The 25,705-nt window shown below is 69.9% G+C and carries 24 protein-coding genes and 2 pseudogenes; 14 read left to right on the top strand and 12 right to left on the bottom strand.

Annotated features, from left to right (window positions below):
- The gene (locus tag Q8A52_RS36520; protein ID WP_316759522.1) at positions 1–234 is read left to right on the top strand and encodes a lysoplasmalogenase family protein; all 234 of its coding nucleotides are present in this window, start codon (positions 1–3) and stop codon (positions 232–234) included.
- 23 nt (positions 235–257) lie between these two features.
- Here the strand turns inward: Q8A52_RS36520 and Q8A52_RS36515 are convergent, their stop codons facing one another.
- A complete protein-coding gene (locus tag Q8A52_RS36515; RefSeq protein ID WP_316759520.1) occupies positions 258–995 on the bottom strand; it encodes an amidase domain-containing protein in 738 nt (245 codons plus the stop codon).
- Positions 996–1,172: 177 nt separating this feature from the next.
- Positions 1,173–1,316 (bottom strand): annotated as a pseudogene (locus Q8A52_RS36510) (ATP-binding protein); the annotation flags it as partial.
- Between the two features lie 93 nt (positions 1,317–1,409).
- Here Q8A52_RS36510 and Q8A52_RS36505 point away from each other — a divergent pair.
- The 7 genes from Q8A52_RS36505 (at position 1,410) to Q8A52_RS36475 (ending at position 7,759) form a co-directional block, all read left to right on the top strand.
- The gene (locus tag Q8A52_RS36505) at positions 1,410–1,850 is read left to right on the top strand and encodes a VOC family protein (protein WP_316759518.1); all 441 of its coding nucleotides are present in this window, start codon (positions 1,410–1,412) and stop codon (positions 1,848–1,850) included.
- 18 nt (positions 1,851–1,868) lie between these two features.
- Entirely contained in the window at positions 1,869–1,997 is a 129-nt protein-coding gene (locus Q8A52_RS36500; RefSeq protein ID WP_316759515.1) for a hypothetical protein, read from the top strand.
- Positions 1,998–3,504: 1,507 nt separating this feature from the next.
- Positions 3,505–3,690, top strand: a complete 186-nt coding sequence (locus tag Q8A52_RS36495) for a hypothetical protein (protein WP_316759512.1) — start codon at positions 3,505–3,507, stop codon at positions 3,688–3,690.
- Positions 3,691–3,830: 140 nt separating this feature from the next.
- Positions 3,831–4,412, top strand: a complete 582-nt coding sequence (locus Q8A52_RS36490; protein WP_316759509.1) for a MauE/DoxX family redox-associated membrane protein — start codon at positions 3,831–3,833, stop codon at positions 4,410–4,412.
- A gap of 77 nt (positions 4,413–4,489) precedes the next feature.
- A complete protein-coding gene (locus Q8A52_RS36485; RefSeq protein WP_316759507.1) occupies positions 4,490–5,044 on the top strand; it encodes a thioredoxin domain-containing protein in 555 nt (184 codons plus the stop codon).
- Between the two features lie 109 nt (positions 5,045–5,153).
- Positions 5,154–7,061 (top strand): ABC transporter ATP-binding protein, encoded by a 1,908-nt coding sequence (locus tag Q8A52_RS36480; protein ID WP_316759506.1) that lies wholly within the window; start codon positions 5,154–5,156, stop codon positions 7,059–7,061.
- Complete coding sequence (locus Q8A52_RS36475; RefSeq protein WP_316759504.1) at positions 7,058–7,759, top strand: S26 family signal peptidase; 702 nt, start codon at positions 7,058–7,060, stop codon at positions 7,757–7,759. Before Q8A52_RS36480 ends, Q8A52_RS36475 begins: the two co-directional genes overlap by 4 nt.
- Here the strand turns inward: Q8A52_RS36475 and Q8A52_RS36470 are convergent.
- Positions 7,645–8,715: an RICIN domain-containing protein gene (locus Q8A52_RS36470; RefSeq protein ID WP_316759501.1), complete on the bottom strand. Its 1,071-nt coding sequence runs from the start codon at positions 8,713–8,715 to the stop codon at positions 7,645–7,647. The two genes, Q8A52_RS36475 and Q8A52_RS36470, sit on opposite strands and share 115 nt — an antisense overlap.
- A gap of 995 nt (positions 8,716–9,710) precedes the next feature.
- On the opposite strand from Q8A52_RS36470, the pseudogene Q8A52_RS49235 reads away from it, so the two are divergent.
- A pseudogene (locus tag Q8A52_RS49235) lies at positions 9,711–9,832 on the top strand (IS701 family transposase); the annotation flags it as partial.
- 50 nt (positions 9,833–9,882) lie between these two features.
- Here Q8A52_RS49235 and Q8A52_RS36465 read toward each other — a convergent pair.
- A complete protein-coding gene (locus tag Q8A52_RS36465; protein WP_316759498.1) occupies positions 9,883–10,539 on the bottom strand; it encodes an O-methyltransferase in 657 nt (218 codons plus the stop codon).
- Between the two features lie 84 nt (positions 10,540–10,623).
- Between Q8A52_RS36465 and Q8A52_RS36460 the strand changes: the two genes are divergently transcribed.
- The 3 genes from Q8A52_RS36460 (at position 10,624) to Q8A52_RS36450 (ending at position 13,713) form a co-directional block, all read left to right on the top strand.
- Positions 10,624–11,223: a TetR/AcrR family transcriptional regulator gene (locus tag Q8A52_RS36460; RefSeq protein WP_316759495.1), complete on the top strand. Its 600-nt coding sequence runs from the start codon at positions 10,624–10,626 to the stop codon at positions 11,221–11,223.
- A gap of 608 nt (positions 11,224–11,831) precedes the next feature.
- Positions 11,832–12,563: a dienelactone hydrolase family protein gene (locus Q8A52_RS36455; RefSeq protein ID WP_316759493.1), complete on the top strand. Its 732-nt coding sequence runs from the start codon at positions 11,832–11,834 to the stop codon at positions 12,561–12,563.
- A gap of 613 nt (positions 12,564–13,176) precedes the next feature.
- Entirely contained in the window at positions 13,177–13,713 is a 537-nt protein-coding gene (locus tag Q8A52_RS36450) for a phosphate-starvation-inducible PsiE family protein (protein ID WP_316759491.1), read from the top strand.
- On the opposite strand, the gene Q8A52_RS36445 is transcribed toward Q8A52_RS36450, so the two are convergent.
- Positions 13,687–15,861, bottom strand: a complete 2,175-nt coding sequence (locus Q8A52_RS36445; protein ID WP_316759489.1) for an FUSC family protein — start codon at positions 15,859–15,861, stop codon at positions 13,687–13,689. The genes Q8A52_RS36450 and Q8A52_RS36445 overlap by 27 nt on opposite strands.
- 781 nt (positions 15,862–16,642) lie before the next feature.
- On the opposite strand from Q8A52_RS36445, the gene Q8A52_RS36440 reads away from it, so the two are divergent.
- Both Q8A52_RS36440 and Q8A52_RS36435 read left to right on the top strand, forming a co-directional pair.
- Positions 16,643–17,092: a DUF1931 family protein gene (locus tag Q8A52_RS36440; protein ID WP_316759486.1), complete on the top strand. Its 450-nt coding sequence runs from the start codon at positions 16,643–16,645 to the stop codon at positions 17,090–17,092.
- Positions 17,093–17,450: 358 nt separating this feature from the next.
- Positions 17,451–18,644: a PP2C family protein-serine/threonine phosphatase gene (locus Q8A52_RS36435; protein ID WP_316759485.1), complete on the top strand. Its 1,194-nt coding sequence runs from the start codon at positions 17,451–17,453 to the stop codon at positions 18,642–18,644.
- 30 nt (positions 18,645–18,674) lie between these two features.
- Here Q8A52_RS36435 and Q8A52_RS36430 read toward each other — a convergent pair whose 3' ends face one another.
- Genes Q8A52_RS36430 through Q8A52_RS36400 form a run of 7 tightly spaced genes read right to left on the bottom strand, consistent with a single transcriptional unit; the run spans position 18,675 to position 25,700 of the window.
- Positions 18,675–19,172, bottom strand: coding sequence for an Hsp20/alpha crystallin family protein (locus tag Q8A52_RS36430; RefSeq protein ID WP_316759785.1), 498 nt, complete (start codon positions 19,170–19,172; stop codon positions 18,675–18,677).
- 47 nt (positions 19,173–19,219) lie between these two features.
- On the bottom strand, positions 19,220–21,001 hold the full coding sequence (locus tag Q8A52_RS36425; RefSeq protein WP_316759483.1) for an FAD-dependent oxidoreductase: 1,782 nt from the start codon (positions 20,999–21,001) through the stop codon (positions 19,220–19,222).
- A complete protein-coding gene (locus Q8A52_RS36420; RefSeq protein ID WP_313745997.1) occupies positions 21,001–21,264 on the bottom strand; it encodes a UBP-type zinc finger domain-containing protein in 264 nt (87 codons plus the stop codon). Before Q8A52_RS36420 ends, Q8A52_RS36425 begins: the two co-directional genes overlap by 1 nt.
- 5 nt (positions 21,265–21,269) lie before the next feature.
- Complete coding sequence (trxA, locus tag Q8A52_RS36415) at positions 21,270–21,716, bottom strand: thioredoxin (protein WP_316759473.1); 447 nt, start codon at positions 21,714–21,716, stop codon at positions 21,270–21,272.
- Positions 21,713–24,352 carry an ATP-dependent chaperone ClpB gene (gene clpB / locus Q8A52_RS36410; RefSeq protein WP_316759470.1) on the bottom strand — a complete coding sequence of 880 codons (2,640 nt, stop codon included), beginning with the start codon at positions 24,350–24,352 and terminating at the stop codon, positions 21,713–21,715. The genes trxA and clpB overlap by 4 nt, the downstream gene beginning before the upstream one ends.
- Positions 24,343–24,750, bottom strand: coding sequence for a chaperone modulator CbpM (locus tag Q8A52_RS36405; RefSeq protein ID WP_316759467.1), 408 nt, complete (start codon positions 24,748–24,750; stop codon positions 24,343–24,345). The genes clpB and Q8A52_RS36405 overlap by 10 nt, the downstream gene beginning before the upstream one ends.
- Complete coding sequence (locus Q8A52_RS36400) at positions 24,747–25,700, bottom strand: J domain-containing protein (protein ID WP_316759465.1); 954 nt, start codon at positions 25,698–25,700, stop codon at positions 24,747–24,749. Before Q8A52_RS36400 ends, Q8A52_RS36405 begins: the two co-directional genes overlap by 4 nt.
- Positions 25,701–25,705 lie beyond the last annotated feature (5 nt).

Below are 25,705 nucleotides of genomic sequence, written 5' to 3'. Positions count from 1 at the left end.
ATGCGCCCGACTCATGACCGGCGGACCTGGCTCCCGGCCGGCGCCCTGCTGTTCGCGGCCTCCGACACGGCGGTCCTGCTCCGCCGCACACTGCTGACGGACCCGAGGACGCGGGCGGCCGCCCAGTTGTTCGTCCTCGCCTCCTGCAACGCAGCACAGTGGCTGATCGTGGAGGGCCTCCTAGCGCAGGCCGCGGCGGCTACACCGCCCGGGCACCGGCGCCTGCCGGCGTGAACACGCCGCACGACGAAGGACTGCTAGGAGGGGCGGGCGTGACTGGCGTGGGATCGGATGAGGTCCGGGTCGGAGGGCGACTGAACGGCGGGCTTCTGTGATTTGATCACACCCGGATCGATATGGATGACGTGGGCGTATCCGTCCGCGTTGAATTTCGTGTACGTGCGTCGGTAGTGCGCCTTGTTGTGGGCGTCGACGGTCGAATCCGCGTCGCCCTTCATCTCTTGCGCCACCAGACCCGTGTGCAGCTTGTCCGAGTAGTCCGAGTTGAAGATGACCACCACGTCGCCGGGCTGAGCCTTGGCGGGATCGTCGCCGACATCCGCGCCGAGGTGGTAGTCCATGATGAAGTCGTAGAGGCTTCGGTAGCCGATGACGTCCGAGATCAGCAGGAGGTCGTATTCCTTGCCGTTCGGTGCCTTGTAGTGGTAGTAGGAGTCCTGAGGATCATCCGGCTTCAGTCCGGGGACGAGGCCGCCCGCGGCAAGGGCGCGAGCGACGAACTCGGCGCACTCGAAATAGGGCTGTGTCTGGCCGTCCTTCGCCCGGGGCGTGCTGTCGTCCCATGTGGTCCAGTTCCAGTGGGCGTCCGCGTACTGGACGGCCGTCTCGCGCCATTTGTCGGAAGCCCGGGCGGTTTTCTGTGTTTTCTGGTGCCCGACTGGAACCGCTTGCACGGGACCGGCGCTCATCCCCAGAAGTGCAACCCCCAGGGTGACGGTCGGAAAAGTGCGAAGGGATTTCCCCAGGAAGGACATGGCGGTCACCTCTCGGCAGTTCCAGGTATCGCGCGCGGTCGTGCACTCGTGTGGCGACACGCTGCCGCGCCTCAGGACGATCTTGTCCTCGGAGCAACCTTTTGCCAGGGGTCCGGATCGAAAACTCACCCGGTAGGCCGAAGGAAATCCCCTCCGCGTACTCTTAATTTTCCGCCCCAGCCCTTGGCGGAAGCGGGGGTCGTCGCGAACGGCCAGTTCTCCGGACAGGACCCGGTCGATGAAGTCGAGGCAGCCCGTCTTGGCCTCGTCGGCCCGCTGTGCGTACTGGGTCAGGGCCTCGGCCAGGTGAGGCAGGCCCAGCTTGACGGCGGTGTTGCGGACGGGGCTGCGAGGCCGTCGTCATGTCATGACCGACCCCGCGCCACCGCGTATCGAGTCGTTAGGCTCAGAGACATGACTATTCAGCGGATGGACAACGTCGCCATCGTCGTCGACGATCTGGACGCGGCTGTCGTCTTTTTCACCGAGCTCGGCATGGAGCTGGAAGGCAAGGCGCAGATCGAAGGCCTTTATGCGGACCGCACCGTCGGACTCGACGGCGTACGGAGCGACATCGCGGTAATGCGGACCCCGGACGGCCACAGCAAGCTGGAGCTGACCAAATACCACGCCCCCGCGGTATCCGACGCCGGGCCGCGGAACCCTCCGCCCAACACGCTGGGCCTGCATCGCGTCATGTTCGCCGTCGACGACATCGACGACACCATCGCCCGCCTGCGCGGCCACGGCGCCGAACTCCTCGGCGAGGTAGCGCAGTACGAGAACATCTTCCGGCTCTGCTACCTCCGTGGCCCCGCAGGGATCATCGTCGCCCTAGCCGAACAGATTGGCTGACGCGGGGGCGACGAACCCGTGGCCGGCATCGCCGCCGGGCTCAGCTTCCTCGACTCCAGCAACTTCGTCAAGTACTTCACCCAGCGCACCGACACCACACCGGCGGCATTCCGCACCCGGTTCCGCCATGGCCGGCGCACCCGCTGAAGCAGCCACCAGACGGTCCCTTCAGCACCGCGACGATCTCGTGACCCGCCGCGCGGCAAACTGCGGACCGAGGGAGGCAAAGGGGAAGAGGCTCGACGCGCCATTGCAGGTGGCATGGGACCACCGTCGACTTCACGGCCCGCCTGCCGGGACGCCGCTGGAAAGGGCGTCGGCGCAAGCTGGTCGGCGTACGCAGCGGAAAGCGCCCGCTCTACGGGACGGCGAACGCATTGTGGGCTCCGGCCAGCAGTTCGCAGTGCGCACCTCCAGGGCCGTCTACAACGCCACGGCGCCGGCGCTGCCCTTGCTCGCCGAGCAATGGCCTGTTCCCATACCAGTTCGCCCAGACGGTTACGAAAGGACCGCGGCGCCTCATCCAAGGGCTGTCCCGCACTGATCAAGGAACCTCGTGGCTCTGTCGTCCTGCAGGTTGGCGCCGGGGGCTCTGGAGACGCTTGAATGCCCAGGTGGCGGACTGGTCGATGCCCACGGGTTGACTGGGAAAGTGCCGGCGCTCTTGGATCAGGTCGAGCGAGAGGAAGCTCCGGAGGCTTGGGAGGAGCTCTGGGACCGTCTGTGCCTGCAGCACGGTGCGACGGTCTCCCCGGCGAGCTTCACCGCACTTCCGCGCCTGGCGATCCTGGCTCCCACGAGGGCCCCGGCGCTAGAACTGGCCGGCGCCATCGTGCGTGGCACCTTGCAGCAGCCTGACGGCGAACTCTGCTCGCAAGCTGCTGGATGTGGTGGACCGCCAAATCCCGCTCGGCGCTGGGGTAGTCGTTCGCGACGGGGACGGCAACCCTCCGCCCATCCCCGCCGTGCCGGGCAGCTCGTAGGCGCTCTGGATGTCCCGTGGCAAGACACCGTCCGACTGCCGGCCCGGCCCGAGGACCTGGATCGCCGGCACATCGGTCCGGATCATCACCAGGCAGAACGCCCGGCCGGGATCATGCGTGTCCGGACAGACCCGCCGAGCCGTCGGAACCCGACCACTGCCCGCCCCGACGGTGTAGGCCAACCGGGGCCCGTCGCCAGCCGGAGAGGTCCGCAGCCGAGCCGTCGCCGCATCAGCGGCCAGACTCGCGAAAACCACCGGCAGGCCACACGGCCGTGATCAGGCACCTGACACCGCTCAGACGCTGAGCCCACGCTTCCAAGCAGAGCGCGACCTTCTGCATCCTGACGGCGGCTGTGTCTTCCGGGCTGCCGGCACTGATCGTCGAGAACGTGGCGGACGGCGGCGGCTCGGTGGTGGTCGTCCGGGACAGCGGTCGCACGACGTCTCGGGACACGGCCCGGACGCCGTCCCGGACAGGCACGTCATCCGGGACGGTGTCCTGGACGGCCAGACGCTGGAACCTCCGCACCCGACGTCCCTAGGCTCCGGGGTGGGCGCCATGGAGCAACTGCCCCGAATGGCAGGGCCGTTCACGCGTCGGGCACAAGGCGTGTGCCCGGTTCGCGGCTTCCTGACGTCCTCCCAACCGCCTTCCAGAAGGAGGACTTCATGTCCAAGGCACTGGAATCCCTCAGCAGCAGGCTTCTCGGCCTGTTCGTCCCCAAAGTGGAGGCTGCCGCCTCGATCCAGGCCTGTCAGTGCTTCAACTCGTGCTGGCAGTGCGCGCGCAGTGCGTGCTGCGTCAACACCTACTGCGGCTCCATCAACTGCTGGCGCAGCTGCCCGGGCTGCTGACGCAGTGACATGACCTGAAGTGCTGCTGGGGACACCGGTGTCGCGTCGGCGTGACGACCACACGCGTCGGCCGTCTGGTGACCGTTCGGTGTCCCCGGCCTCTTCTCCGGCCTTCGGCCCGACTGCAGGAGGTGTCACCCGTGCCCTACGCGGAATCCGCCGTGCGCGTGCTCATCGCCACCGTCTTTCTGGCCGCTGCTGTCGGCAAGGTGAGAAGCAGACGATCGTTCGCCGCTTTCACCGCGTCCTTGGGCCGGTTGGACGTCCTGCCCGGTGCGGTGACCCGGGCGACGGCGGTCGCCGTAGTGGTGGCGGAGTGGCTGGTCTGTTCGCTGGTCCTGATGCCGTGGACCCGCCTCGCCGGCGTTGGGCTGGCACTCGCCGCCGCGCTGCTCGTCGTTTTCTCGATCACCATCACCTGTGTCGTCGCCCGGGGTACTCGCGCGGTCTGCCGATGCTTCGGCAGCGGATCGAGGGACCCGCTCGGCGTCCGGCACATCGTGCGCAACGTGCTGCTCGCCGGGGTCGCGGCGTGCGCGGCGGGGATGTCGCTGCTGCGGGAGGCCGCCCCCGTCGAGCCCTGGGCGCTTGCACTGTCCGCGCTGGCGGGGCTGCTCGTCGGCGGCTGTGTGGCCGCGTTCGACGTGATCGTGGAGTTGTTCCGTCCTGTCCGGCCGGCGCCCTCGCCGCCTTCCGGCAGTCCCCCGCAACCGGGCCGCTGAGGCCGCTTGTACCGCGCACCGCGCACCGTCCGTCGCCTCGATCCGTCCCGTTCCGTCCTGTCTGAAGGGAGACGTCCGTGCCCGTCCTCGCTGCCGCCGTCGTACTCGTCGGCCTGCTGTGTACCCTCGACCTGATTCTCACCGTGGGCGTCATCAAACGTCTGCGGGAGCACACCGAGTTGCTCTCCGAGCGGGGTGGCGGCCGACTGTCGCTCGGCCCCGGCGACGAGGTCGGGGTCTTCTCCGTCGCTTCGGTGGACGGCGAGCCCGTGCACGATGCGATGATCGAGAGCGAGACGGTGGTCGCGTTCTTCTCCCCGACCTGCGGGCCGTGCAAGGAGAAGCTGCCGAAGTTCGTGGAGTACGCTCGCGGTGTCCCGCGGGGTCGTGAGCAGGTGCTCGCCGTGGTGACGGCCGACGGCCCGCGCGATGCGGAGGCCGCCGCCCCCATGGTGACGGCGTTGACACCCGTGGCCCGGGTGCTGACCGGGCAAGACGCCGAGGCCGTCGCGGGAGCGTGCAAGGTCCGGGCGTTTCCCGTGGTGCTCAAGGTCAACCGCAGCACGGACGGTCGTCTCCTCGTCATGACTGACGACGTCGACGTGGAGCGTCCGGCCGTCGCCTCGTACTGACGCCGGCCCGCTCCTTGTCCCTGTCTCCTGCCGGTCCTCCGTACGGGGAAGGAAACATATGCCGCTTGAGTCGAGTTCGGGCCGGGGTCCGGGGAGTGGGTCCCGCCGGATGTTCTCCGCACGGGGGCAGGAGCAGTCCGGCGACCGCTCCCACCGCTCCGGGGTGCTCGACGCCCTGCGACTGGTGGCCCGTGCAGCGACCGGGACTTTCCTGCTCTACACCACGCCCGCCCTCGTCACCGGGTTCTTCCCGGTCGTCACCGCCTGGTCGGTGAAGCTCATCGTGGACCGGCTCGCCGCCGGGGCGACCGTGCGGGAACTCCTCGCCCCGGCACTGGTGCTGGTGGCCACCGGCATCGCCACCGGGGCCGTGCCGCACCTGGCGCGGTATCTGCGAACCGAGCTCGATCGCCGTGTCGGTCTGTTCGCGCAGGACCGGCTCTTCGCCTCCGTGGAGGGCTTCCCCGGACTGGAGCGGTTCGAGAACCCCGGCTTCCTTGACCGGCTGCGTCTCGCCCAGCAGACGGTCGTCGGCCCGCCCGTCGCCGTGCAGGCCGTCGACGGGGTCCTCGGAGCCGTACGAGCCACGTTCACGGTCGTCGGATTCGTCGGCTCCCTGCTGGTCATCAGCCCGCCGACCATGGCACTGGTGCTGCTCGCCGCCGTGCCGACCCTGGTTGCCGAAATGCTGCTGTCCCGCCGACGGGCCGCCACGGCGTGGTCCATCGGATCCGACGAACGACGTCAGTTCTTCTACATGGGACTGCTGGCCAACGTCGAGGCGGCGAAGGAGATACGCCTCTTCGGCACCGGCGCCTTCCTGCGCGGCCGCATGATCGGCAGCAGGCGCAACGCGGACGCAGCCCGCCGGGCCGTCGACCGCCGGGAGGCCGGCCTGCGCTGCGGGCTCGGCCTGCTCGCAGCCGGGGTGGCAGGCGCCGGCCTGCTGTGGACGGTCGGCACGGCCCAGGGCGGGAGTCTGACCCCGGGTGACGTGGCAGTGTTCCTGGCGGCCGTGGCCGGGGTCCAGTCGGCCCTGACCACGCTCACCGGTGACATCGCCGCAACCCACCATGCCCTGCTGCTTCTCGATCACTACCAGGCCGTCGTCCAGGCCGGCCCCGACCTGTACCGGGCCGCCGAGCCGCGCGAACTGCCGCCGCTGCGCGGCTGCGTAGAACTGCGCGACGTGTGGTTCCGCTACTCCCCCGACCACCCCTGGGCGCTGCGCGGGGTCAACCTCCGCCTGTCGGCCGGGGCGTCGATCGCCCTCGTGGGTCTCAACGGCTCCGGGAAGTCCACGCTGGTCAAGCTGCTGTGCCGGTTCTACGACCCGACGCGCGGCCGGATCCTGTGGGACGGCGTCGACCTTCGGGACGTCAGTCCCGCCGAGCTGCGGGACCGTATCAGCGCCGTGTTCCAGGACTACATGGAGTACGACATGAAGGCCGCGGAGAGCATCGCGCAGGGGGACCTCGGCGCGCTCGACGCGCCCGAGCGCATCAGGACCGCGGCGCAGCGCGCCGGGGTGCACGCCACACTGAGCGCGTTGCCGCAGGGTTACGACACGCTGCTGTCCCGCATGTTCTTCACCGAGTCGGACAAGGAGGATCCGGCGACCGGCGTCATGCTGTCCGGAGGGCAGAGCCAACGGCTCGCCCTGGCAAGGGCGTTCGTCCGCGACCGGCGGGACCTGATGATCCTCGACGAACCGTCGGCGGGACTCGACGCGGCAGCCGAGCATGAGATCCACACCTCGCTGCGCGCCCACCGCAAGGGCGGTACCAGCCTGCTCATCTCGCACCGTCTGGGTGCCGTGCGCGACGCCGACGTGATCGTCGTGCTGGAGCGGGGGCGGGTGGTCGAGCAGGGCACCCACGACGAACTCGTGGCGCGGCGCGGCCAGTACGCCCGCCTGTACGCACTTCAGGCCGCCGGCTACGGCTCGCCCGCGGCCCCGCGCGCCGCCACCCCACCGCAGGCCCTCACCCGTACCAATGGAGGAGAAGGCACATGAGCGCAGTCAGCCGAGCCAGCGCCTCGTCCGCAGCCGAGCGGCGCGCCCGGGCCGAGACGGCAGTCGCCCGGGCGCACACCCGCGCGATCCGGGCGCAGACGGTCAGGATCGCCTTGTACGCGGCCGCCGCCCTGCTCTGGGTGAACGCCGTCGTGGTGGCCGTGATGGCCAGCAGCCCCGTCTGGGCGGCGGTGAGCGGCCTGCCCGCTCTCCTCGTCTCCGCCGGGCTGGCGCTCGCCCGGGCCGCCGAACTGCGGTGGGTGGCGGTGAGCGTGTCCGGCAACAGCATGGAACCGGCCTACCGGGAGGGGGACCGCGTCGTGGTGCGGCGCCGGCCGGTTCCCGTACGGGGCGCGGTGGTCGTCGTGGAACGGCCGCCCTACCGGGCGCCCTGGCCGGACGCCCCCGTGGCCCGTGACGCGCCCGCTCACGTGATCTACGCACGGCACTGGTTCATCAAGCGGGTGGCGGCAGTCGCCGGCGACCCCGTGCCGCGTGCGGAGGTACCGGCCCTGGCCGAGGTCGCGGAGGACACGGTGCCCGAGGGCATGCTCGTACTGCTCGGTGACAACCACGGCAACAGCTACGATTCGCGCTCCGTCGGGTACTTCCCGGCGGACCGGGTCCTGGGCTCGGTCGAGGAGTCAGGCCAGCCTGTACCGCCGCTCCCGCCCACGGCGCGGATGAGGAACACCTGACGGGCTTTGCCGTCGCAGCGCTGCATGACGGCCTCCGTACCCGGATCGGCCCCGGAATGCGCGATGCCCACGCAGCCCTCCCCCTCGACACGCAGCACGAACGCGCCGCGGCCGAGTTGTCCCGAGGGTTCGATGGAGAACGCACTGCCCTGCGTGCAGTCGTCCATGGGCTCCAGCAGACCCTTGCCGCTGCCACTGGTCAGCGCTTTGAGGCAGCCCTTCCCATAGTCGGGGTGGTGCCACTGGATGCGGTAGAGCCCCTGGCCGAGAGGCTCCAGGAGGGTGCTCTGCGGCGAGGCCTCGTCGCAGGGCCGCTGCACGGCGACCAGGGGTGTGTAGCGCCAGTCCGCTACGCGCCCGTCGGTCAGGCACAAGTCGGGGTCGTCCGCGACGCGGATGGTCACCCAACCGTTGGGCGGGGCGGTCCCGGCAACGGGCGGGACGCTCGTACCGGCGGAACCCTCCTGGCCCTCCCCCCTGTCGGACAAGGTCCACACCGCTGCCGTGACAACGAGGACGGCCACGGCCACCCCGGCGGCGGCGACGGCGGCCGACCGCGCACGCCGCCGCCCCGGAGGGGAGTGCACTGCGTCCGGGCTCGTCGGCTCGGGCTGCGGCACGGCTGTCGTGACGGCTGTGCCGGGCGTGGCCAGGTCCTGCGACGGCCCCTTCCCGTACACACGCGCGACCCGTTCCCTGGCCTCGGCCCACTCAGCGGCCCGGTCCTCTTCGCCGCACGCCTTCACGAACGCCATCAAAAGCTCGGGCCGGGGAAGCATGTCCCTGCTCAGCATGCTGGAAACTGAACTGCGTGGGAGGACGTCCCCGGCGGCTGCCGCTCGCTCCTCGAGCTGCCGGTACGACAGTCCCGAGCACCTCTTGAGGTCACGCAGCCCCTGCATCAAGGTGGACAGGTCCTGGATCTTCCCAGGCGGACAGCTTCCCGGATAGTCCATGCGCCACATCCTGTAGGCCCGTCCGGCCCGTCGACAACGGCGCTATTCGCCATTTCGTGACGAACCCGGCACCACCGAAGCGGGTCACAGGCGCGAGCGCCGCCCGGTGGCGAGCGGCGCAGGCATCGGGCGACGCGGCGCCAGGCCGCCGTGGGCGGCCAGACGCGCACCGCGGGACGTGTCAGGGCTTTTCACCCATGCCTCCAGCCGGTCACCCGCCTCTCCTGCAACCACGTCTGGACGGCCTATCGGACAAGGCGGTCGCCGACTGCGCCTACGCTGCCCCCTGGTGAACGTACTGCCGCGGCTGCACTCCATCGATCCCCCTCTCCCCCAACGACCCGTCGCAGATTCGCGTGCTGGTCGACTGGGAGATGGACACACCCGGCGATCCACTCGCCGACCCCGACCTGCACCTGGTCTACGCCGACCCGGTCTTTGCGGTGATGTCCGGTTCGGCTGCCTCGAACAGCCCGCGCCTGCCCACCCCGCCGACCTGGCCCAGAGCTACGCCACGGCCAGCGGCCGCGATCTGGACAGGCTCGGCTTCTACATCGCCTTCTACATCGCCCTCGGCTACTTCAAGATCGCGGTGATCGCCGAGGGCATCCACGCCCGCCACAGCCAAGGCCTGGCCCTCGATTCCGGCTCCGAGACCGTGGGCGCGGCGCCCGAGCTCTTGGCCGCGGCCGGACTGGACGCACTGAAGAGGAACGCATGCCCTCACGCTGGGCTGCTGCCAAGGAATTCACTCGTGATCAGGTCCTTCGTGTCGACTCCTCCCGGGGCGAGATGACGCCGGGCTTGCGGGTGAGGGTCGCCCTGCCTGGCGCCAGGGGCAGGAGCAGGTCTGCAGGTGGTAGAGGACGCCGCCGGGGCACCCTGCAAGTGATCTGGGTACGGGCGGTGCAGGCGCGGGTGTGTGTCGCCGTGGCAGGTACCGAACCGTCAAGGGTGCCGCGATCACAACACCCGAGCCTGGCTGGTGTTTGTGCGAGAGCAGCAAATCGGCTCTGGTCTGTATGCAGGCGCTGATCGCTCCGCTGGAACGGAAGAATGGCTGGACGCCGGCGGAAGATCCGGGCGCGCGGGCCCGGACCGCCTGCACCGGCTGGTGTTGTCGTCCTCGGCGCGAGGCCGACCAGTGCAGGATGTGGGCGGCAGCCGTCACAGGCGGCAACTGATCTCCATGCCGTCCTCGACGGGGAAGCCGACGCTGCGGTAGCCGTTCGCCGGGTCGCGGACATAGTCGAGGTACGGCTGCATGCTCGCGAAAGAGGAATCGTCGGCCACGACGAGCGTGCCGGGCGCCAGGCGCGGTTCGAGCAGCCGCAGCACGGGCAGGCAGAGGTCCTTCCAGCCATCGAGGAGCACGAAGTCGGCCGGGGCCTCGAGACCGCCGAGGCTGTCGCGGGCATCTCCCTCCAGCACGGTGATCAGATCGTCGAGGCCGGTCTCGGCGAAGGTGCGCCGCGCGGCGGCGATCTTCACCTTGCTGAGCTCCGTGGTGACGACCCGCCCCGCGCCGTTGTCCCGTACCGCGGCCGCCAGATACAGCGTGGAGATCCCGAACGACATCCCGAACTCGACCACCGTGGCCGGGCGGACAGCGCGGACCAGGTTGTAGAGGAGCTCTCCGCCCGCGGCCGAGATCGGCATGTAGACCTCTGCGGCCGCATCGGCGTGTTCCTGGGGCGACATGGGCGCCGACCCGGATCCCCAGTTGACCCGGGCCGCGACGGCGTCGTCCTGCTCGGCCTGCTCGAACATCCGGCGGAGAGCGGCCTCGACCCGAGGGTCGGCGAGTGTGTGCGTATGAGTCATAGGCGCTAGAGTAGACGCAACGTTGCGTCAATTCTAGGGTTATCGGGCGCACCCTGAGGCGAACCTCCTTGCAGAAGGGACGACATGACACCCGGTTCGGAACGACGGCATCACGGCAACCGGCACGGCCGCAGCGAACAAGCCCGGCTGGCCGTGCTCGAGGCAGCCGACGACCTGCTCGTCGAGAACGGCTTCGCCGGCGTCACCATGGAGGGCATCGCCGCGCGGGCGGGGGTGGCCAAGCAGACCATCTACCGCTGGTGGAGCACGAAGACCGACGTCCTGATGGACGCCTTCCTCCAGGACGCGGACGAGGACCTGACCCCGCCCGACTCCGGGGACCTCGCCGCCGATCTGCGCGCCTATCTGCGCCGGCTGGCCAGGTTCCTCGGCGAGTCCGACCCCGGCGCCGTCTTCCGGGCGCTACTCGCCCAGGCACAGCACGATCCGGCGTTCGCCCGGGAGTTCCGGTCCCGATGCCTGGACCCCCAGCGCCACCGCGACCGCCTCCTGCTGGATCGCGCTGTGGCCGCGGGCCGGCTGCCCGCCGGGCTCGATCTGAACACCGAGACGGACCAGCTGGTGGGCCCGCTCTACTACCGCGTGCTGATGTCGGCCGGGCCAATCGGCGAGGAGTTCACCGACGCGCTCGTCGACGCGTTCCTGCTCCGGCACGACGGTTAGCACAACTCGCCTGCCTGCTACGGGACACAACGGCCAAGGCCCGTCCAACAGATCTTGTGGACCGCGGCCGAGCGAACGGCGAGCGCTCTGCAGACCGTGGCTGCGGTCTGAGGATGCCGCAGGTCACACCCGCACGACGGGTGGTTCCGGCAGGCCGACCGGATTGAGCGCACGATCCCCTCCCGCGCCGCTGAACCGCGGCGCGTCACGTGAGGTCGGGGGGCCGTGCCGTGCAGGAAGCCGCAATGGCATCCGAAACGGACGCACTGACCATTCGCAAACCAGTGCAACCAGACCGAGCGGTGGTGGCGGATTCAGGACGCCCTCTACGGCCAGACATGCCGTGCCCTGCACAAGATGAGGTCACCAAGAACTTCCACTACGACCGGGCCAAGGCGGAGACACTCCTGGCAATGACCGCTGCCTTGTTGAGGAACGTGCCCGGCAATCTCCTGGAAGCCCCGGCAGGGGCCCCGCCCCCGTGATCCGGGACCACAACCGGCTCAAGGGTGCCGTCCAGCCCGAGACCTGACCCATGCCGAGGATGAACGCCGTTGTCACACACTAGAGTTGAGTCGAAATTCAACGCTTGGCACACGGGGGTAGTGATGACTGGTCAGTGGGAGACACTCGGCGAGACAGGCGGCATCGAAGCATACGTGCACCGCCCAGCAAATGAGGTGCGCGGCGCCGTCGTGGTCTGCTCCGAGCTGTACGGCGTCAACGCCTACGTCCGCGGGACCTGCGCGGAGTTGGCGGCGGCCGGGTACGTTGCACTGGCGCCCGACTACTACTGGCGCAGTGCTCGCCGTACCACACTCGGGTATTCCGAGGAGGAGCGCGAGGAGGGCCTGGTGCTGATGCGCGCGCTGGACCGGGACGAGCTGGTGGCTGACGCTTCCGCAGCACTGGCGGCGGCGCGCGCCGAAGCCGGGGAGCGGGGCGTGGCGTTCCTAGGCCTGAGCATGGGCGGCCACATAGCGATGCGGGCAGCGACCGAGCTGAGCTTCGAGTTGGCTGCGGTCTTCTACCCCGGGTGGCTGCTGAACAGCGGTTTCCCGTTGGTCGGTCCCGTACCCCCGCTGGAGACCAGTGAGCGGATCGGCGCGGGCGGCGCCTTCGTGCTGGGATTTCGCGGCGAGCTGGACCACATCATTGGGGCCGAGGAGTGGGAGCAGGCCGAGCAGCGACTCACCAAGGCCGAGGTACCGCACGAGCTGCTGACCTATCCGGGTGCCCGTCACGGCTTCGCCTGTGCCGACCGCCCGGCCGACTACGACTCGAAGGCCGGCGCCGACGCCTGGCAGAAGGTGTACGCCGCCTTGGCCTCGCACCTGTAGCCACGCACTGGCACGAGGTGGACTGACCGGCCGGTAACCACATAGAGGTCCAGTGCCTCGGACGCGGCTGTGACACGCGGCTTCCGTCCTCCGAATGATGCGCGCGGCCATCGCTCAGCACTGCCGAACACGTCAGCCTGTTGGTCGGCGACCCTGTGCTCAGGGTCGGCCTCGGTGCGGACCGGGTTGTGCTCCGCCCGGCTCGGCAGGTCGGTGAAGAAGACGCAGATGTCCCAGTCGCCGTCCTCCAGGCGGGGTGCCGACGTTTCGGCCACGTCGGACACGTCGACCTGCTCGTTCGCCGCAAGGGGCGCCGTCGGTGTCCGTCTGCCGGCGGATGCCCCTGGCGGTGTGGTGGCGCGGTTCCTCCCGCAGGCCGGAGGCAAGGTCCCGGGCCGAATCGGAGGGCAGACCCCGGGTCGGCGCCAGGACGGGCCGCAGGTTCCTGCCGTTCGTGTCCGCGTCGGGCTGCCTCATAACCCTTGTCCTGCCGCCTGGTAGGCCTCGGTGATGTCGCGCCTCGCCGCTTCCCCCAGGCTGCCGCCACAGGGAGGGATCCGCTCGTCCACCCGTTCGGCGACACGCCGCGCCTGCGGGACGGGGCACCCCTAGCATGCTGGATGTGCGACCCATTCTCCCGAAGATCGAGGGCGGCCGGGTACAGGGCCTCCTACAGCTCATCGAGGACGGCATCCACCTCGTCGTCGCGGCGCTCCTCGTACTGCTCGCGGGGATCCTGACCGTCGGGGTCGTCCACGACGTCATCAGGTCGATCCAGGGGCCGTACCGCGAGGAGACGGTCGTTCTCTCCGCCCTGGACAACGGCCTTGTGCTGTTCATCGTGGCCGAGCTCCTCCACACCGTCCGCCTCACCATCAGGAACCAGACCCTCGACGCGGAGCCTTTCCTCGTCGTCGGCCTGATTGCCGGCATCCGCAAGGTGCTCATCGTGACGGCCGAGGCGGAGAAGTCCTTCCGGTGGAACGTCGAGGGGATCGAACTGCTCATCCTGGCGGGGCTGATCCTCGTGATGGCGACAGCGGTGTACGTGTGGCGGCGCTCGACGCGGCCGGGAGACTACTTCCCGCTCCAGGAGGCGCGGCGCTCCCCGTCGCCGACTTCGTCACCCACCCCGGTGCGCGGCTCCTGATCCGTCACCTTCCGCCGCCGCGGCCGCCTGCACTCGCTTCTCCTCGCGAGCAGAGCCGACGTCCCGTTCCAGGGGTGTGCGGCTCACGGCCGTCGCGAGGTCCTCCAAGGCTTGCATCTGCAGTTCCGCCTCGCGCCGCACGACCGGGCTTCCATTGTCGGCGACGTCCTCCCACGCGTGGAGTGCCTCCTCCACGCGCCCCCAGTCCGGATTCCTGTGCTCGCGCACGTCGACCGCCGCCTGCGCGGTGTCCGCCTCCAGGGCCTCGGCGAACCGCTCCGCCTCGGGGACGACACGGCTGTCGGCCCGCGGGACGTGGCTCTCCATGAGCATCGCCGCGCGGCCGAACCCCTTGAGCGCCTCTTGCGCCTCCTGCGCCTCGCGCGACGTCAGCCCCCTGGGGCGGACTGGTTCCTGCCTTGCCCGGTCGTATGCCTCCTGCCAGGCGGCACGTGCCTCCCTGCTCGCCAGCAGTGCCCTGCGCATGTCGGCGTGATGCTCCCGGGTCGGTTCGGCGTAGTTGCGGAGCACCGCGGCCGCATAACGGCCGTTGGCTGCGAGCCAGTCCGCAAGCCGGCCCGGCAGACGGGGTGTCTCCCATGCGGGGAACACCACGTACGCCAGCATTGCCAGGGCCCCGCCGAGCAGGGTGAGCACCACCCGCTCCGGGACCGTCTGCTGCCACGCCTGGCCGCCCATGCCGAGCAGGAAGACGACGTACGCGGCGGTGAAGCACTGGGAGTAGGCGTAGCCGGTACGGATCAGCGTGTACGACAGGCCCGCCGAGACCACCGCCAGCGCGCCGAACACATGGGCGTCCGGGCCCAGGGCCCGCACCATCCCGGTGGCGAGCGCGACCCCCGCCAGGGTCCCGGCGAGACGGGCCACGGCACGCGCGTACGTCCGGTGGAAGTCCGGCCGCATCACCATCACCGAGGCGATGGGCGCCCAGTAGCCGTGGCCCAGGGGGAGCCGGGCGGCGATCAGATAGCCGAGCGTGGCCACCGCCGCCAGGCGGACGGCGTGCCGGAACACGGGCGAGTCCCGGCGAAGCTCACGGCGGACCGCCCGGACGACGACCGGGACCAGCCGGAACATTGTCGGGCGCACCAGGAACTGGGCGCCCGCGGGGCCGGGCAGTGTGGGCGCCCTCCCGCGCGCGCCACCACTCCCAGCGACCTCCAACGCCTCGCCGAGCAGTTCCACGAGCCGCTCGGCGGCCTGCCGCGCGGGGCCCTCCAACACCTCGTGCTCCTCGTCGACGCGCAGGACGTCCATGCTCCCGGGCCGCACCTCGGCGGGAATGCCGCGGCGGATCGAACGGGCGACCGCATCCAGAACGTCGCCGGCCGCGTCGAGCAACTCCCGCGCGCGGTCCCGCCCGGGTCCCTCCGCCGGAGCGCCCACGTCCGGGTCGGCGAGCGCGGCGACGACCGGCCGAATGCGCTCGGCGAGTCCCCGGGGGCCGTGCAGGGTGGGGGGACGGGTTCGGGCCTGTGACGGCGTCACGGCGGCCGCATCCCGGGCCGTCATCAACGGCTCCGGGTCGAACGGGGCGGTCGGATCGTGCCGCAGCCGGCGGGCGTAGTCCGCCACGGCGGCCAGGGCGTCGGCAAGCGCGTCACGATGCGCCCCCCAACGGCGGATCGGGAACAGCAGGATCAGCACGGCCTGCGTCACGCCCCCGAGCGCGATGACCCCGGCGTGCTCCAGGGCGCGCCCGACGCTCGTGGGCAGGGTGATGGTCACCAGCATGCTGCCGACCGTCGTCGCTGCGACGATCCCAGCGGTCGATCCGACGGCCCACGCCATCCCCGCGACAAAGGCCCATGCGGCCAGCAGCGGGAGGAACGTCACGAGTCGTCCCGCCGCCAGGTAGCCCACGAAGGTGCTGAGCGCCAGACCCGCGCCAGCGCCGAGCGCGATCACCTTGCGTGGACGCCAGGTGCGCTGGAAGGTGGCCCCACCCGCGGAGTAGGCACCGAGGGCGGCGGACGCGGCATACGCAGGGGAGACCAGCCACAGCGCCGGCCCGATGACGATGGCCACCCCAGCGGCCGTGCGCAGCGCGAGCAGGGGCTCCAGCCGCGTCTCCTCGATCGTGAGCCCGGATCGCACGACCTCCCCGAAGGCCCGCAGCCACGTCACGGATGTGAGCCTAGCCGGAACGCCCTGCCGGGTCGCGTCTGCCGCGCGCCCCCGGGCCGACCTACACCCACAAACCGGCACCCTCGCGTACAGGGCAATCGGTGACCACACCCCCAGCGCCGCCTGTTCACCACCAGCGGCCGCGGCTCAACGTCGTCCTCGTGGCCGATGCGGGATGGCCAACGGAGGACGCGAAGCGACTGAAGAACGGACCTGCCCTACCAGGACAACACCCGCCCCGTCATCGCGATGATCAGCCCGGCGGAGCACATCTCGCTGCTTCGCTGCCCATGCTCAGCCTGATGCGCGCCGCCCACCGGCTGAGGGGAGCGGCCCTCGGCGTGATCGGAGCGCTGATCCCGGAGTCCGGCAACACCCTGCCACCCGGGAGATCCAATACACCAGCGAGGCACCGCACGTCCGCGGGCGGTTGCGGCTGCTAGGCGGGATGGTCCGCGTCAACCGGCCCTGGCTGTGCTGTTCACCGGCCTCTTCCGAGCGCTCGCTGGCGTGTTCGCCACCGCGGCGTTCGGCCTCATGATCAGCGACATCTGGGGTCACCCTTTACGTGGGGCCGCTCCGCGACACGGTGTTCGCCCTGCTGTCGATCCACTCGCCCGTCCGACACCCCGGGCAGTCGGACGCCTGGGCCTGGCAGGGCAATACAGGGAGGCTAATTGGGCCCGACATGCGCATGCGTTCGCGCGCCCCGTCGGCCAGGCTGAATGGGAAGCCCAGGGGCCGGGAGCCACCCCGGCGCCCACAGCCGGAGGTTGCCGTCATGACCGTGATGTCCATCGCCAAGTTCGAAAGGTTCTTCCGCGCGGCCGCGGGGATGGACGTCGACAAGAACGATCTCAAGCGCTACAGCGACTTCGTCGACGCCAAGCTCTACGATCTGCTGACCGTCGCCCAGGCCACTGCCAAGGCCAACGGGCGCGACATCATCCGGACCTGTGACGTACCGATCACGAAAGGCCTGCAGGAGAGCATTCACCACTTCCAGAAGATCGACCAGGAAGTAGAACTCAAACCGATCCTGGAACAGCTCGCCACCCACCCCGCTCTGGACCGCATGCCCGACGAGGAGACCGAGGCGTCCTATCCGGACATCATCGGCGGGCTCAGCCTGGCCCTGGCCCAGTGCTTCAAGATCCTCGACCCCGACCTGAAGAACCCCCAGACCCAGCACTGGGACGAGGCCCGCGCCGTCTTCGACCTCCTGCTGTGAGCCGCGACCGGACCAGGCCGGTGCAGACCACGGCCAAACAGCGTCAGCGCGCTCTGCTTCCTCGGCTGCCGCAACGACCTGCTGGCTCGCCGCAGGCCCTCGTCCACGTCCAGGGTGCTGCCGAAAGCGGTCATGGTCGGTGAGCTGGCCGAGACCGCGGCGGCCGTCGGCCGGCTGCTGGAGCAGACATTGTGCGGCTTGCGGGCATCCGCACGATCCCCGACCGGCTGGGGTCGTCAGCTATCCCGATGCCCGGCCGATCCGCAACGGCAAGCTGCACCCAGGCTGATCGGCCCACATCTCGGATGTCGGAGAGCTCCGATTGTGGCGGCTCGATCTCGCGGGGATCATCGAAGGCATGGACAGGAACATGTCCGTCGGGTCCGGTGAGCGGCTGCTAGAAGAACTTGTCAGAGCGGCCCAGCTGGCATCACCTGCGGAACTGCCCGTGGTCCTGAACCGGTATGCCGAGGCCATGGGTATGGGCAGGGCCGTTATCTATCTGGTCGACATCCAGCAAAGACTGCTGGTGCCGCTTGTCGAAAGCGAGCCGGAACTGGAGCTCGACACTTCGCTGGCCGGATGGGCCTACCGCACCGACTCTCTCCGAGTGGAAGACGTCCCCTCCGGCGGGCTGAACGTATGGCTGCCCCTGGCCGACGGAGCGGAGCGGCTGGGCGTCGTGGAGCTGAACATGAGCACCCTGGACGGGCTCAAGTTGCGGCGCTGTCGAACGACGGCACTGCTCCTCGCACTGATCATCACATCCAAGCGCACCTACAGCGACACCATCGCGCAGCGCATGCGTACCAGGCCGATGCACCTGCCCACGGAGATGGTGAGGGCTTTTCTCCCTCCCCGGTCGATCGGCACCGGACGGGTCGTTTCGACGGCGGTTCTGGAGCCTGCGTACGAACTGGGCGGCGATGCTTTCGACCATGCGTTCACCGAGGACGTTTTGCACGCCACAATTCTTGACGGCATGGGGCACGATCTGGCGTCCGGACTTGCCACCTCTGTCGCGATGGCAGGTTGCCGTAACGCCCGGCGCAGCGGGGCAGACCTGGACGAACTCGTGGGCACCGTGGACGAGGCGCTGGCGAAGTGGCTTCCGGAGCAGTTCTGCACGGGTGTCTTCACCCAGTTGCACATGCCCACCGGTGTGCTGCGCTGGTGCAACTGCGGCCACCCACCTCCGTTGCTCATCCGTCGCCACCGCCTGCTCCACAATGCCTTGGAGCGGCCACCTGAGCCTCCTTTGGGTCTGCCCGCCAGTCTCGCCGGGATCGCCCGTCAGGTGCACGACGTCAGCCTCGAACCCGGTGACCGAATACTGCTCTACTCAGACGGCGTCGTAGAGTCACGCGATGAGGCAGGCGAAGAGTTCGGCCTGGAGCGCTTCACCGACTACCTCATCCGGTCGACCGCAGCGGGGCAGAGCGCCCCGGAAGCGCTGCGCCTGCTCATCCACGCCATCCTCGAGCATCGGCACAACAAACTCAGCGACGACGCCACGATCTTGATGTTCGAGTGGCAGCCCCCTGATCCGTGACCGCAAGAAAGGAACCGCGGCGTTCGCGTCTCAGCCGCTGCTCTCGGTGCTTTCACTCGTCTCGCTGATCTCGACGTGCCGGTGCTTTGCGACTTCGGCCTTGGGGACGGTGATGGTGAGCACCCCGTCCGACATCTGCGCATTGATCTTTTCGGTGTCGACCTCTCCGGGCAGCCGCAGCCGGTACTCGAAGGCTCCGGTGCGGCGGGTGCGCCGGCGCAGGACGCCTTTGCGTTCCTTCTCCTTGATCTCTCCGGTGACCACCAGCTCCTGGCCGTTCGCTTCGACGTCGATGTCCTTGCTCTTGACGCCGGGGAGTTCGATCTCGACGTGGAAGGCTTCGTCGGACTCCGTGACATCCGCCAGGGGTGTCCACGCGACCGCGGGCGCCGCGCCTCCCACCGTGGATTCGATCAATCCGCTCATCTCGCTGAGTAGTTGGTCGAACTCCGTCAGCGGATTGCGTGCCCAGCCAAGGGGCCTGTCCTGCATGGTGCCACCGCGGTAGCGCCGGACGGGCGTGGTCATTGCCATCGCCTCCTTCTCCTTCTCGTGATCTCGTCGCCCGCTAGGTGTCATGCGAGCCAAGCGGACTCCTTCGGACGGGTGTGCGGGGAGCTGTCGGTGCCGCCGGGCGCGGCCATGTGGCCCAGGTAGCGGTGTACGAAGTGGATGCTCATCGCGCCTTCGCCGACCGCGGAGGCCACGCGCTTCACCGAGCCGCTGCGGACGTCGCCGGCGGCGAAGACGCCAGGCATGCTGGTCTCCAACGTCAGGCAGTCGCGGCCCTGGCTCTGCCACAGCTCGGGAACGGAGCAGGCCTGCGCCTCCGCGCCGGTGAGCACGTAGCCGCGCGCGTCGAGCGCGAGCGCGCCGGACAGCCAATCGGTGTGAGGGTCTGCGCCGGTGAAGACGAAAAGGGCCCGCACCTCGAGGTGGCGGTGCTCGCCCGTACGGTGGTCGACCACGGTGACCACCTCCAGCGCCTTGTCTCCGAGTGCCTCGGTCACCTCGGTGTGCAGCAGCACGCGCACCCGCGGGTGGCGCTCGATCTGATCGATCAGGTAGCGGGACATGTGCGCCTCGAGGCTCGGCCCACGGACGAGCAGATACACCTGCGGTGCGTACCCGGCCAGGAAGAGCACGGCCTGGCCCGCGGAGTTGCCGCCGCCGACGACCGCCACCGGGTCGGTACGGCACTGCTGGGCCTCGTAGACGGTCGCCGAGTAGTGGACGCTCGCGCCCTCCAACGGCTCGATGCCGGGCACATGGAGGCGGCGGTAGCGGGCGCCGGTGGCCAGGACGACGGTACGGGCGGTGACCTCGCTGCCGTCGGCGAACCCAACGGCGTAGTGGCCGTCCCGTCGTTCGAGCCGGGCCGCCTCCGCAGGGACGCTGATCCGGGCGCCGAACTTGTCCGCCTGGAGCACAGCGCGCTCGGTGAGTTCGGCGCCGGAGATGCCGGAGGGGAAGCCGAAGCAGTTGTCGATGCGGGAGGACGTCCCGGCCTGGCCGCCGGTGGCCAGCGCCTCGACCACGGTCGTGCCGAGGCCCTCCGAGGCGGCATTCACCGCGGCGGCGAGACCTGCCGGACCGGAGCCGACGATGAGGAGATCGCCGCGGTCGTTGCCCGATTCCAGGGGCGGCAGTCCGATGAACCGGGCCAGTTCGGCGTTGCTCGGATTGCGCAGCAGGGTCGTGTCCCGCCAGATCACCAGCGGCGTCTGCTCCGGACCGACCGCGAAGCGCCGCAGCAGCGCCTCGGCCTCCTCGTCCGTCTCCAGATCGATCCAGCGGTGCGGCAGCCGGTTGCGGGCGGCGAACTCGCGCAGCCGCCGGGTGTCGGGCGAGTAGCGCGAGCCGATGATGCGGAAACCGGCGCCCTGCCCGACGAGCAAAGCGCGACGGCCCAGGCAGGCGCGCAGCACCACATCACCAAGGGTGGGGTCCCGGGTCACCAGGTCACGCAGTTGGTCCATGGACAGGGCGAGGATCTCGCCGGGGTCCCTGACCACGGCGGTGTAGAAGGCCACCTGTCCGTTCAGGAGGCCGAGTTCGCCGATGAAGCGGCCGGGGCCGTGCACACGTAGCAGGTGTTCATCGGACGTGCCGTAGCCCTCGACGATGGCGACCGAACCACTGAGAACGACGTAAAACGTCTCGCACCGCTCCCCCTCCCGGATCAGCACGTCACCGGCGTCAACCGCGTGCCGCCGGCCGTGCTGCGCCAGGCGGGCCATCTGGTCGTCCGACAGGCGGGGATAGGCGCCGTAGATGTCGGGCGTCTCAAAGGGGACTCTCTCCTCCGCCTCGTCCGGCACAGGCGCTGCGCCGGGCCGCGTCTCGTCGCCGGGCATCACACGAACGCCTCATGGACGAAGCACCACCGCCAGTCCTCGCCGGGCTCCAGCGACGCCACGATCGGATGGCCGTCGGCGGCGGCGTGACGGCGGGCATGCCGGTTCGGCGAGGAATCGCAGCAGCCGACGTGGCCGCAGGTCAGGCAGAGCCTGAGGTGGACCCACGGGGAGCCGAGCAGCAGACACTCCTGACACCCTTCTGAGGTCTGCGGCTGGACCGGCCGGACAAGCGCGAGGTGGGGGTCTGCGTGCAGGGTCATCCGGATCACCCTTCCCGGGCAGTGATCGACTCTTCAACCCACTGGCGCAGAACGGGGGCGGGCGCCGCCCCCGCCTGCCGGGCGACCGTCTCGCCCCGGTCGAGGACCAGCAGCGTCGGTACCGCCTGGACCTCGAACCGCCGCGCCAGGCGCGGGTTCTTGTCGATGTCGACCTTGACCAGTTTGATCTTTCCCGCGAGATCGGCGGCGACCTTCTCCAGCGCGGGGCTCACCATGCGGCAGGGGCCGCACCAGGTGGCCCACAAGTCGACGACGACGGGCACGGTGGCCTGCTCGACGACCTCGGTGAAGTCGTCGTCGCCCGCGTCGGCCGTCCACGGCAGCGGCTGCTTGCAGTTGCCGCACCTGGGGCGGCCCTCGGCGGCCGCCGGCACCCGGTTGGTGCGCCCGCAGTGCGGACAGGTGACGTTGGTGGCCTGCACGGTGCTCATGCCGCCCTCGCTCCCTTCACGTCCTCTGGCTGGTCGTAGGTGACCACCAGTTCTGCGTGCTCGGCGTCGACGCGGACCGTCGCGCCGTCCTGGACGTCACCGCGCAGCAGGGCGCGCCCCACCATCGTCTCGACCTCATGGGAGATGTAACGCCGCAGCGGCCGGGCCCCGTACACCGGGTCGTAACCCTGGTGGGCAATCAACTCGCGTGCGGCATCGGTGAGTTCGACGGTGATGCGGCGTTCGGCGAGGCGGCGGCGCAGTTCGTCGAACTGCAGCTCCACGATGCGCTCGATCTGCCGCTCACCGAGCGGCTTGAACAGCACGATGTCGTCGACGCGGTTGAGGAACTCCGGGCGGAAGTGCCCGCGTAGCTCGCCCATCACCAGGGCGCGGGCGTCCGGCTTGATCTCACCCTCGGCGGTGGCGCCGTCGAGGAGGTGCTCGGAGCCGATGTTGGACGTCATGATGATCACGGTGTTGCGGAAGTCGACCGTGCGGCCCTGAGCGTCGGTGATGCGGCCGTCGTCGAGGACCTGCAGCAGGGTGTTGAAGACATCGGTGTGCGCCTTCTCGATCTCGTCGAACAGCACGACCGAGTACGGCTTGCGGCGTACGGCCTCGGTGAGCTGGCCGCCTTCCTCGTAGCCGACGTATCCGGGCGGTGCGCCCATGAGCCGGCTGACGGTGTGCCGCTCCTGGTACTCGCTCATGTCGAGGCGGACCATGTTCTCCTCGGAGTCGAACAGGGCCGCCGCGAGGGTCTTGGCCAGCTCGGTCTTCCCGACGCCGGTGGGGCCGAGGAAGATGAACGAGCCGATGGGGCGGCGTGGGTCGCGGATGCCGGAGCGGGCGCGGATGATGGCGTCGGCGACGAGTTTGACGGCCTCGTCCTGGCCGATGACGCGCTCGCGCAGAATCTCGTCGAGGCGCAGCAGTTTCTCGCGTTCGCCCTCCTGGAGACGGGCGACGGGGATGCCGGTCCAGGCGGCGACGATCTCGGCGATCTCCTCCTCGGTGACGACCTCGCGCAGCAGCCGGCTCTGTCCTTGTTTGGCGGCCAGTTGCTCCTCCTCTGCGGCGAGCCGGCGCTCCAGGTCCTGGAGGCGGCCGTAGCGCAGTTCGGCGGCTCGGTTGAGGTCGTAGGCGCGTTCGGCCTCCTCGGCTTCGTGGCGGACCTGCTCCAGTTCCTGGCGCAGTTCCTGCACGCGGCGGATGGCCTGCCGTTCGGCCTCCCACTGGGCGTGTTTGGCGTCGGCCTCGCCGCGCAGGTCGGCCAGTTCCCTGCGCAGTTCCTCCAGGCGGGCGTTGCTGGCGGGGTCGGTCTCCTTGGACAGGGCCGCCTCCTCGATCTCCAGGCGGGTGACGCGGCGGGTGATCTCGTCGAGTTCGGCGGGCATCGAGTCGATCTCGGTGCGCAGCCGGGCGCACGCCTCGTCGACGAGGTCGATGGCCTTGTCGGGCAGGAACCGGTCGGTGATGTAGCGGTGGCTGAGGGTGGCCGCGGAGACCAGCGCGGTGTCCTGGATCTTCACGCCGTGGAAGACCTCCAGGCGTTCGCGCAGTCCGCGCAGGATGGAGATGGTGTCCTCCACGCTCGGCTCGTCGACCAGGACCTGCTGGAAGCGGCGTTCGAGAGCGGCGTCCTTCTCGATGTGCTTGCGGTACTCGTCGAGGGTGGTGGCGCCGATCATGTGGAGTTCGCCGCGGGCGAGCATCGGCTTGAGCATGTTGCCCGCGTCCATGGCCCCTTCGGCGGCGCCCGCACCTACGACGGTGTGCAGTTCGTCGACGAAGAGCAGGATGCGTCCCTGGGCGGCCTTCACCTCGGACAGCACGGCCTTGAGGCGTTCCTCGAACTCACCGCGGTACTTGGCGCCGGCGACCAGGGAGCCCATGTCGAGGGCGAACACCGTCTTGTCGCGCAGGCCCTCGGGCACGTCGCCGCGAACGATGCGCTGGGCCAGGCCCTCGACGATGGCGGTCTTGCCGACGCCGGGATCGCCGATGAGGACGGGGTTGTTCTTGGTCTTGCGGCTGAGGATCTGGGTGACGCGGCGGATCTCCGCATCACGGCCGATGACCGGGTCCAGCCGCCCGGACCGAGCCTCGAGGACCAGGTCGCGACCATACTTCTCCAGAGCCTCGTAGGCCACTTCGGGGTTGGCAGAGGTGACCCGCTGGTTGCCGCGGACCTGGGTGAGCGCGCTCAGGAACGAATCCCGGGTCACGCCGTGCTCCTTGAGCAGGAGTCCGGCGGCGGTCGCCGAGCCCTCCTCGGCCAGGGCGAGCAGGAGGTGCTCCACGGACACGTACTCATCCTTGAGGCGTTTGGCCTCCCGTTCGGCGGCATCGAGCAGGCGGGCGAGGCGCTGAGTGACGAAGACCTGGCCGGGTGCCGCGCCGGGGCCGGTGACCTTCGGACGGCGGGAGAGTTCCTCGCGCACGGCAGCGCGCAGCTCCTTCGGCTCGGTGCCGGCCTGTTGCAGCAACCGTGGGATCAGACCGTCCTCCTGATCGAGAAGCGCGAGCAGCAGGTGTTCCCCGTCGACCTCGGTCTGCCCCATGCGGACGGCCGCGGTCTGGGCCTCCTGCAGGGCTTCCTGGGACTTCTGGGTGAGACGGTTCATGTCCATGGGGGTGTTTCACTCCTCGTGCCGGCGCGGCGCAGGGCGGCTTCGAGCATGCTGATGCGGTCGAGCAGGTCGAGCACCAGGCCGATGGATGCATAGTTGAGGCAGAGTCCGGTGCGCAGCCGCTGGATACGGGCGAGAACCGCCGGGGCCGTGGGGTCGAACACCAGTTGCCCCGCGGAGTCGCGTTCGGCGTCGACCAGGCCGAGGGCGACGAACCGGCGGATCAGATCGGGGTGGAGGCCCGAGCGACGGGCCGCGGCGGCCAGGGAGAGCCTGGGGACGGGCACGAGGGCGTACCGGACAGCCGTCGAGGCGGTGATGTCGGCGCCCGTTCGTACCGGACGGGCGCCCACGCCGGCCCGGCCGATGCCTCCCGCTCCCGCGGGTCGGTCGTTCATCGCGTCCTCCTGGGGTCGAACGAGGAAGTGGCGGCGAGCTCCTCGAATAGTTCGCGCTCCCGGTCGCCGAGGGCGGGAGGCACCATGACACGGAGTTCGGCGTACAGGTCGCCGTTCGCGCCTCGCGGGTTCGGCATGCCCTCGCCGCGCAGCCGCAGCCGCCGGCCGCTGGACGAGCCCGCGGGCACCGTGACCTTGGCCGTGCCGCCGCCGGGGGTGGGCACCGGCACGGTCGCACCCAGGGCCGCCTCCCACGGGGCGACCGGGACCTGTACGTGCACGTCACGGCCGTCCAGCCGGAACCGGGGGTGGGGCTGGATACGCACCCGCAGGTACAGGTCGCCCGCGGCGGCGTCACCACTGCCCCGGCCGCCCTCGCCCGGCAGCCGGATACGCTGCCCGTCGGTGACACCCGGCGGCACGTCGACCTCGTACCGCCGCGGCTGCCCCGTGGGACCGGCGAGTGTGACGCTGCGACGGCCGCCTCGGTACGCCTCCTCGACAGTGAGCGGCAGTTCCGCCTCCTGGTCCGCTCCGGGGACGCCGGCTCGGGCGGCGCCGGCTCCGAACATGGACCCGAGCAGGTCCTCGATGTCGATGCCCTCCGCTCCGAAGTCGTCGCCGAAGCCGGTGGCGTACCGGACACGGGGGCCGCCCGCGCCCGCGGTCCTCCGAGCGCGGAAGCCGCCGCCCGCTCCGGCCGCGACCTGTTCGTCGAAGTCCTCGGGGATCTTGCGGAAGTCCTCGCCGAAGCGGTCGTAACGGGCCCGGGTCTTCGGGTCCGACAGGACGCTGTATGCCTCGTTGAGGTCCTTGAAGCGTTCCTCCGCCTGCGGATCCTTGTTGACGTCGGGGTGGTACTTGCGGGCGAGCTTGCGATATGCCTGCTGGATCTCGTCCTGGCTCGCGGTCCGCGACACGCCCAGCACCTCGTAGAAGTTCCGTGCCATGACCA

This window comes from Streptomyces herbicida (assembly GCF_032656585.1).
In the GTDB taxonomy this organism is placed as follows: Bacteria; Actinomycetota; Actinomycetes; order Streptomycetales; family Streptomycetaceae; genus Streptomyces; species Streptomyces herbicida.
Note: the sequence above shows the minus strand (reverse complement) of the source record. Positions and strands in the feature narration are given on the sequence as shown.

Bases quoted from the DNA above. Each gene is read 5' to 3' on its own strand.
- Q8A52_RS36520 (WP_316759522.1), top strand. From the start codon at position 1: ATGCGCCCGACTCATGACCGGCGGACCTGGCTCCCGGCCGGCGCCCTG.
- Q8A52_RS36515 (WP_316759520.1), bottom strand. From the start codon at position 995: ATGTCCTTCCTGGGGAAATCCCTTCGCACTTTTCCGACCGTCACCCTG.
- Q8A52_RS36505 (WP_316759518.1), top strand. From the start codon at position 1,410: ATGACTATTCAGCGGATGGACAACGTCGCCATCGTCGTCGACGATCTG.
- Q8A52_RS36495 (WP_316759512.1), top strand. From the start codon at position 3,505: ATGTCCAAGGCACTGGAATCCCTCAGCAGCAGGCTTCTCGGCCTGTTC.
- Q8A52_RS36480 (WP_316759506.1), top strand. From the start codon at position 5,154: ATGTTCTCCGCACGGGGGCAGGAGCAGTCCGGCGACCGCTCCCACCGC.
- Q8A52_RS36475 (WP_316759504.1), top strand. From the start codon at position 7,058: ATGAGCGCAGTCAGCCGAGCCAGCGCCTCGTCCGCAGCCGAGCGGCGC.
- Q8A52_RS36470 (WP_316759501.1), bottom strand. From the start codon at position 8,715: ATGGACTATCCGGGAAGCTGTCCGCCTGGGAAGATCCAGGACCTGTCC.
- Q8A52_RS36465 (WP_316759498.1), bottom strand. From the start codon at position 10,539: ATGACTCATACGCACACACTCGCCGACCCTCGGGTCGAGGCCGCTCTC.
- Q8A52_RS36460 (WP_316759495.1), top strand. From the start codon at position 10,624: ATGACACCCGGTTCGGAACGACGGCATCACGGCAACCGGCACGGCCGC.
- Q8A52_RS36455 (WP_316759493.1), top strand. From the start codon at position 11,832: ATGACTGGTCAGTGGGAGACACTCGGCGAGACAGGCGGCATCGAAGCA.
- Q8A52_RS36450 (WP_316759491.1), top strand. From the start codon at position 13,177: ATGCTGGATGTGCGACCCATTCTCCCGAAGATCGAGGGCGGCCGGGTA.
- Q8A52_RS36440 (WP_316759486.1), top strand. From the start codon at position 16,643: ATGACCGTGATGTCCATCGCCAAGTTCGAAAGGTTCTTCCGCGCGGCC.
- Q8A52_RS36435 (WP_316759485.1), top strand. From the start codon at position 17,451: ATGGACAGGAACATGTCCGTCGGGTCCGGTGAGCGGCTGCTAGAAGAA.
- Q8A52_RS36430 (WP_316759785.1), bottom strand. From the start codon at position 19,172: ATGACCACGCCCGTCCGGCGCTACCGCGGTGGCACCATGCAGGACAGG.
- Q8A52_RS36425 (WP_316759483.1), bottom strand. From the start codon at position 21,001: ATGCCCGGCGACGAGACGCGGCCCGGCGCAGCGCCTGTGCCGGACGAG.
- Q8A52_RS36420 (WP_313745997.1), bottom strand. From the start codon at position 21,264: ATGACCCTGCACGCAGACCCCCACCTCGCGCTTGTCCGGCCGGTCCAG.
- trxA (WP_316759473.1), bottom strand. From the start codon at position 21,716: ATGAGCACCGTGCAGGCCACCAACGTCACCTGTCCGCACTGCGGGCGC.
- clpB (WP_316759470.1), bottom strand. From the start codon at position 24,352: ATGGACATGAACCGTCTCACCCAGAAGTCCCAGGAAGCCCTGCAGGAG.
- Q8A52_RS36405 (WP_316759467.1), bottom strand. From the start codon at position 24,750: ATGAACGACCGACCCGCGGGAGCGGGAGGCATCGGCCGGGCCGGCGTG.
- Q8A52_RS36400 (WP_316759465.1), bottom strand. From the start codon at position 25,700: ATGGCACGGAACTTCTACGAGGTGCTGGGCGTGTCGCGGACCGCGAGC.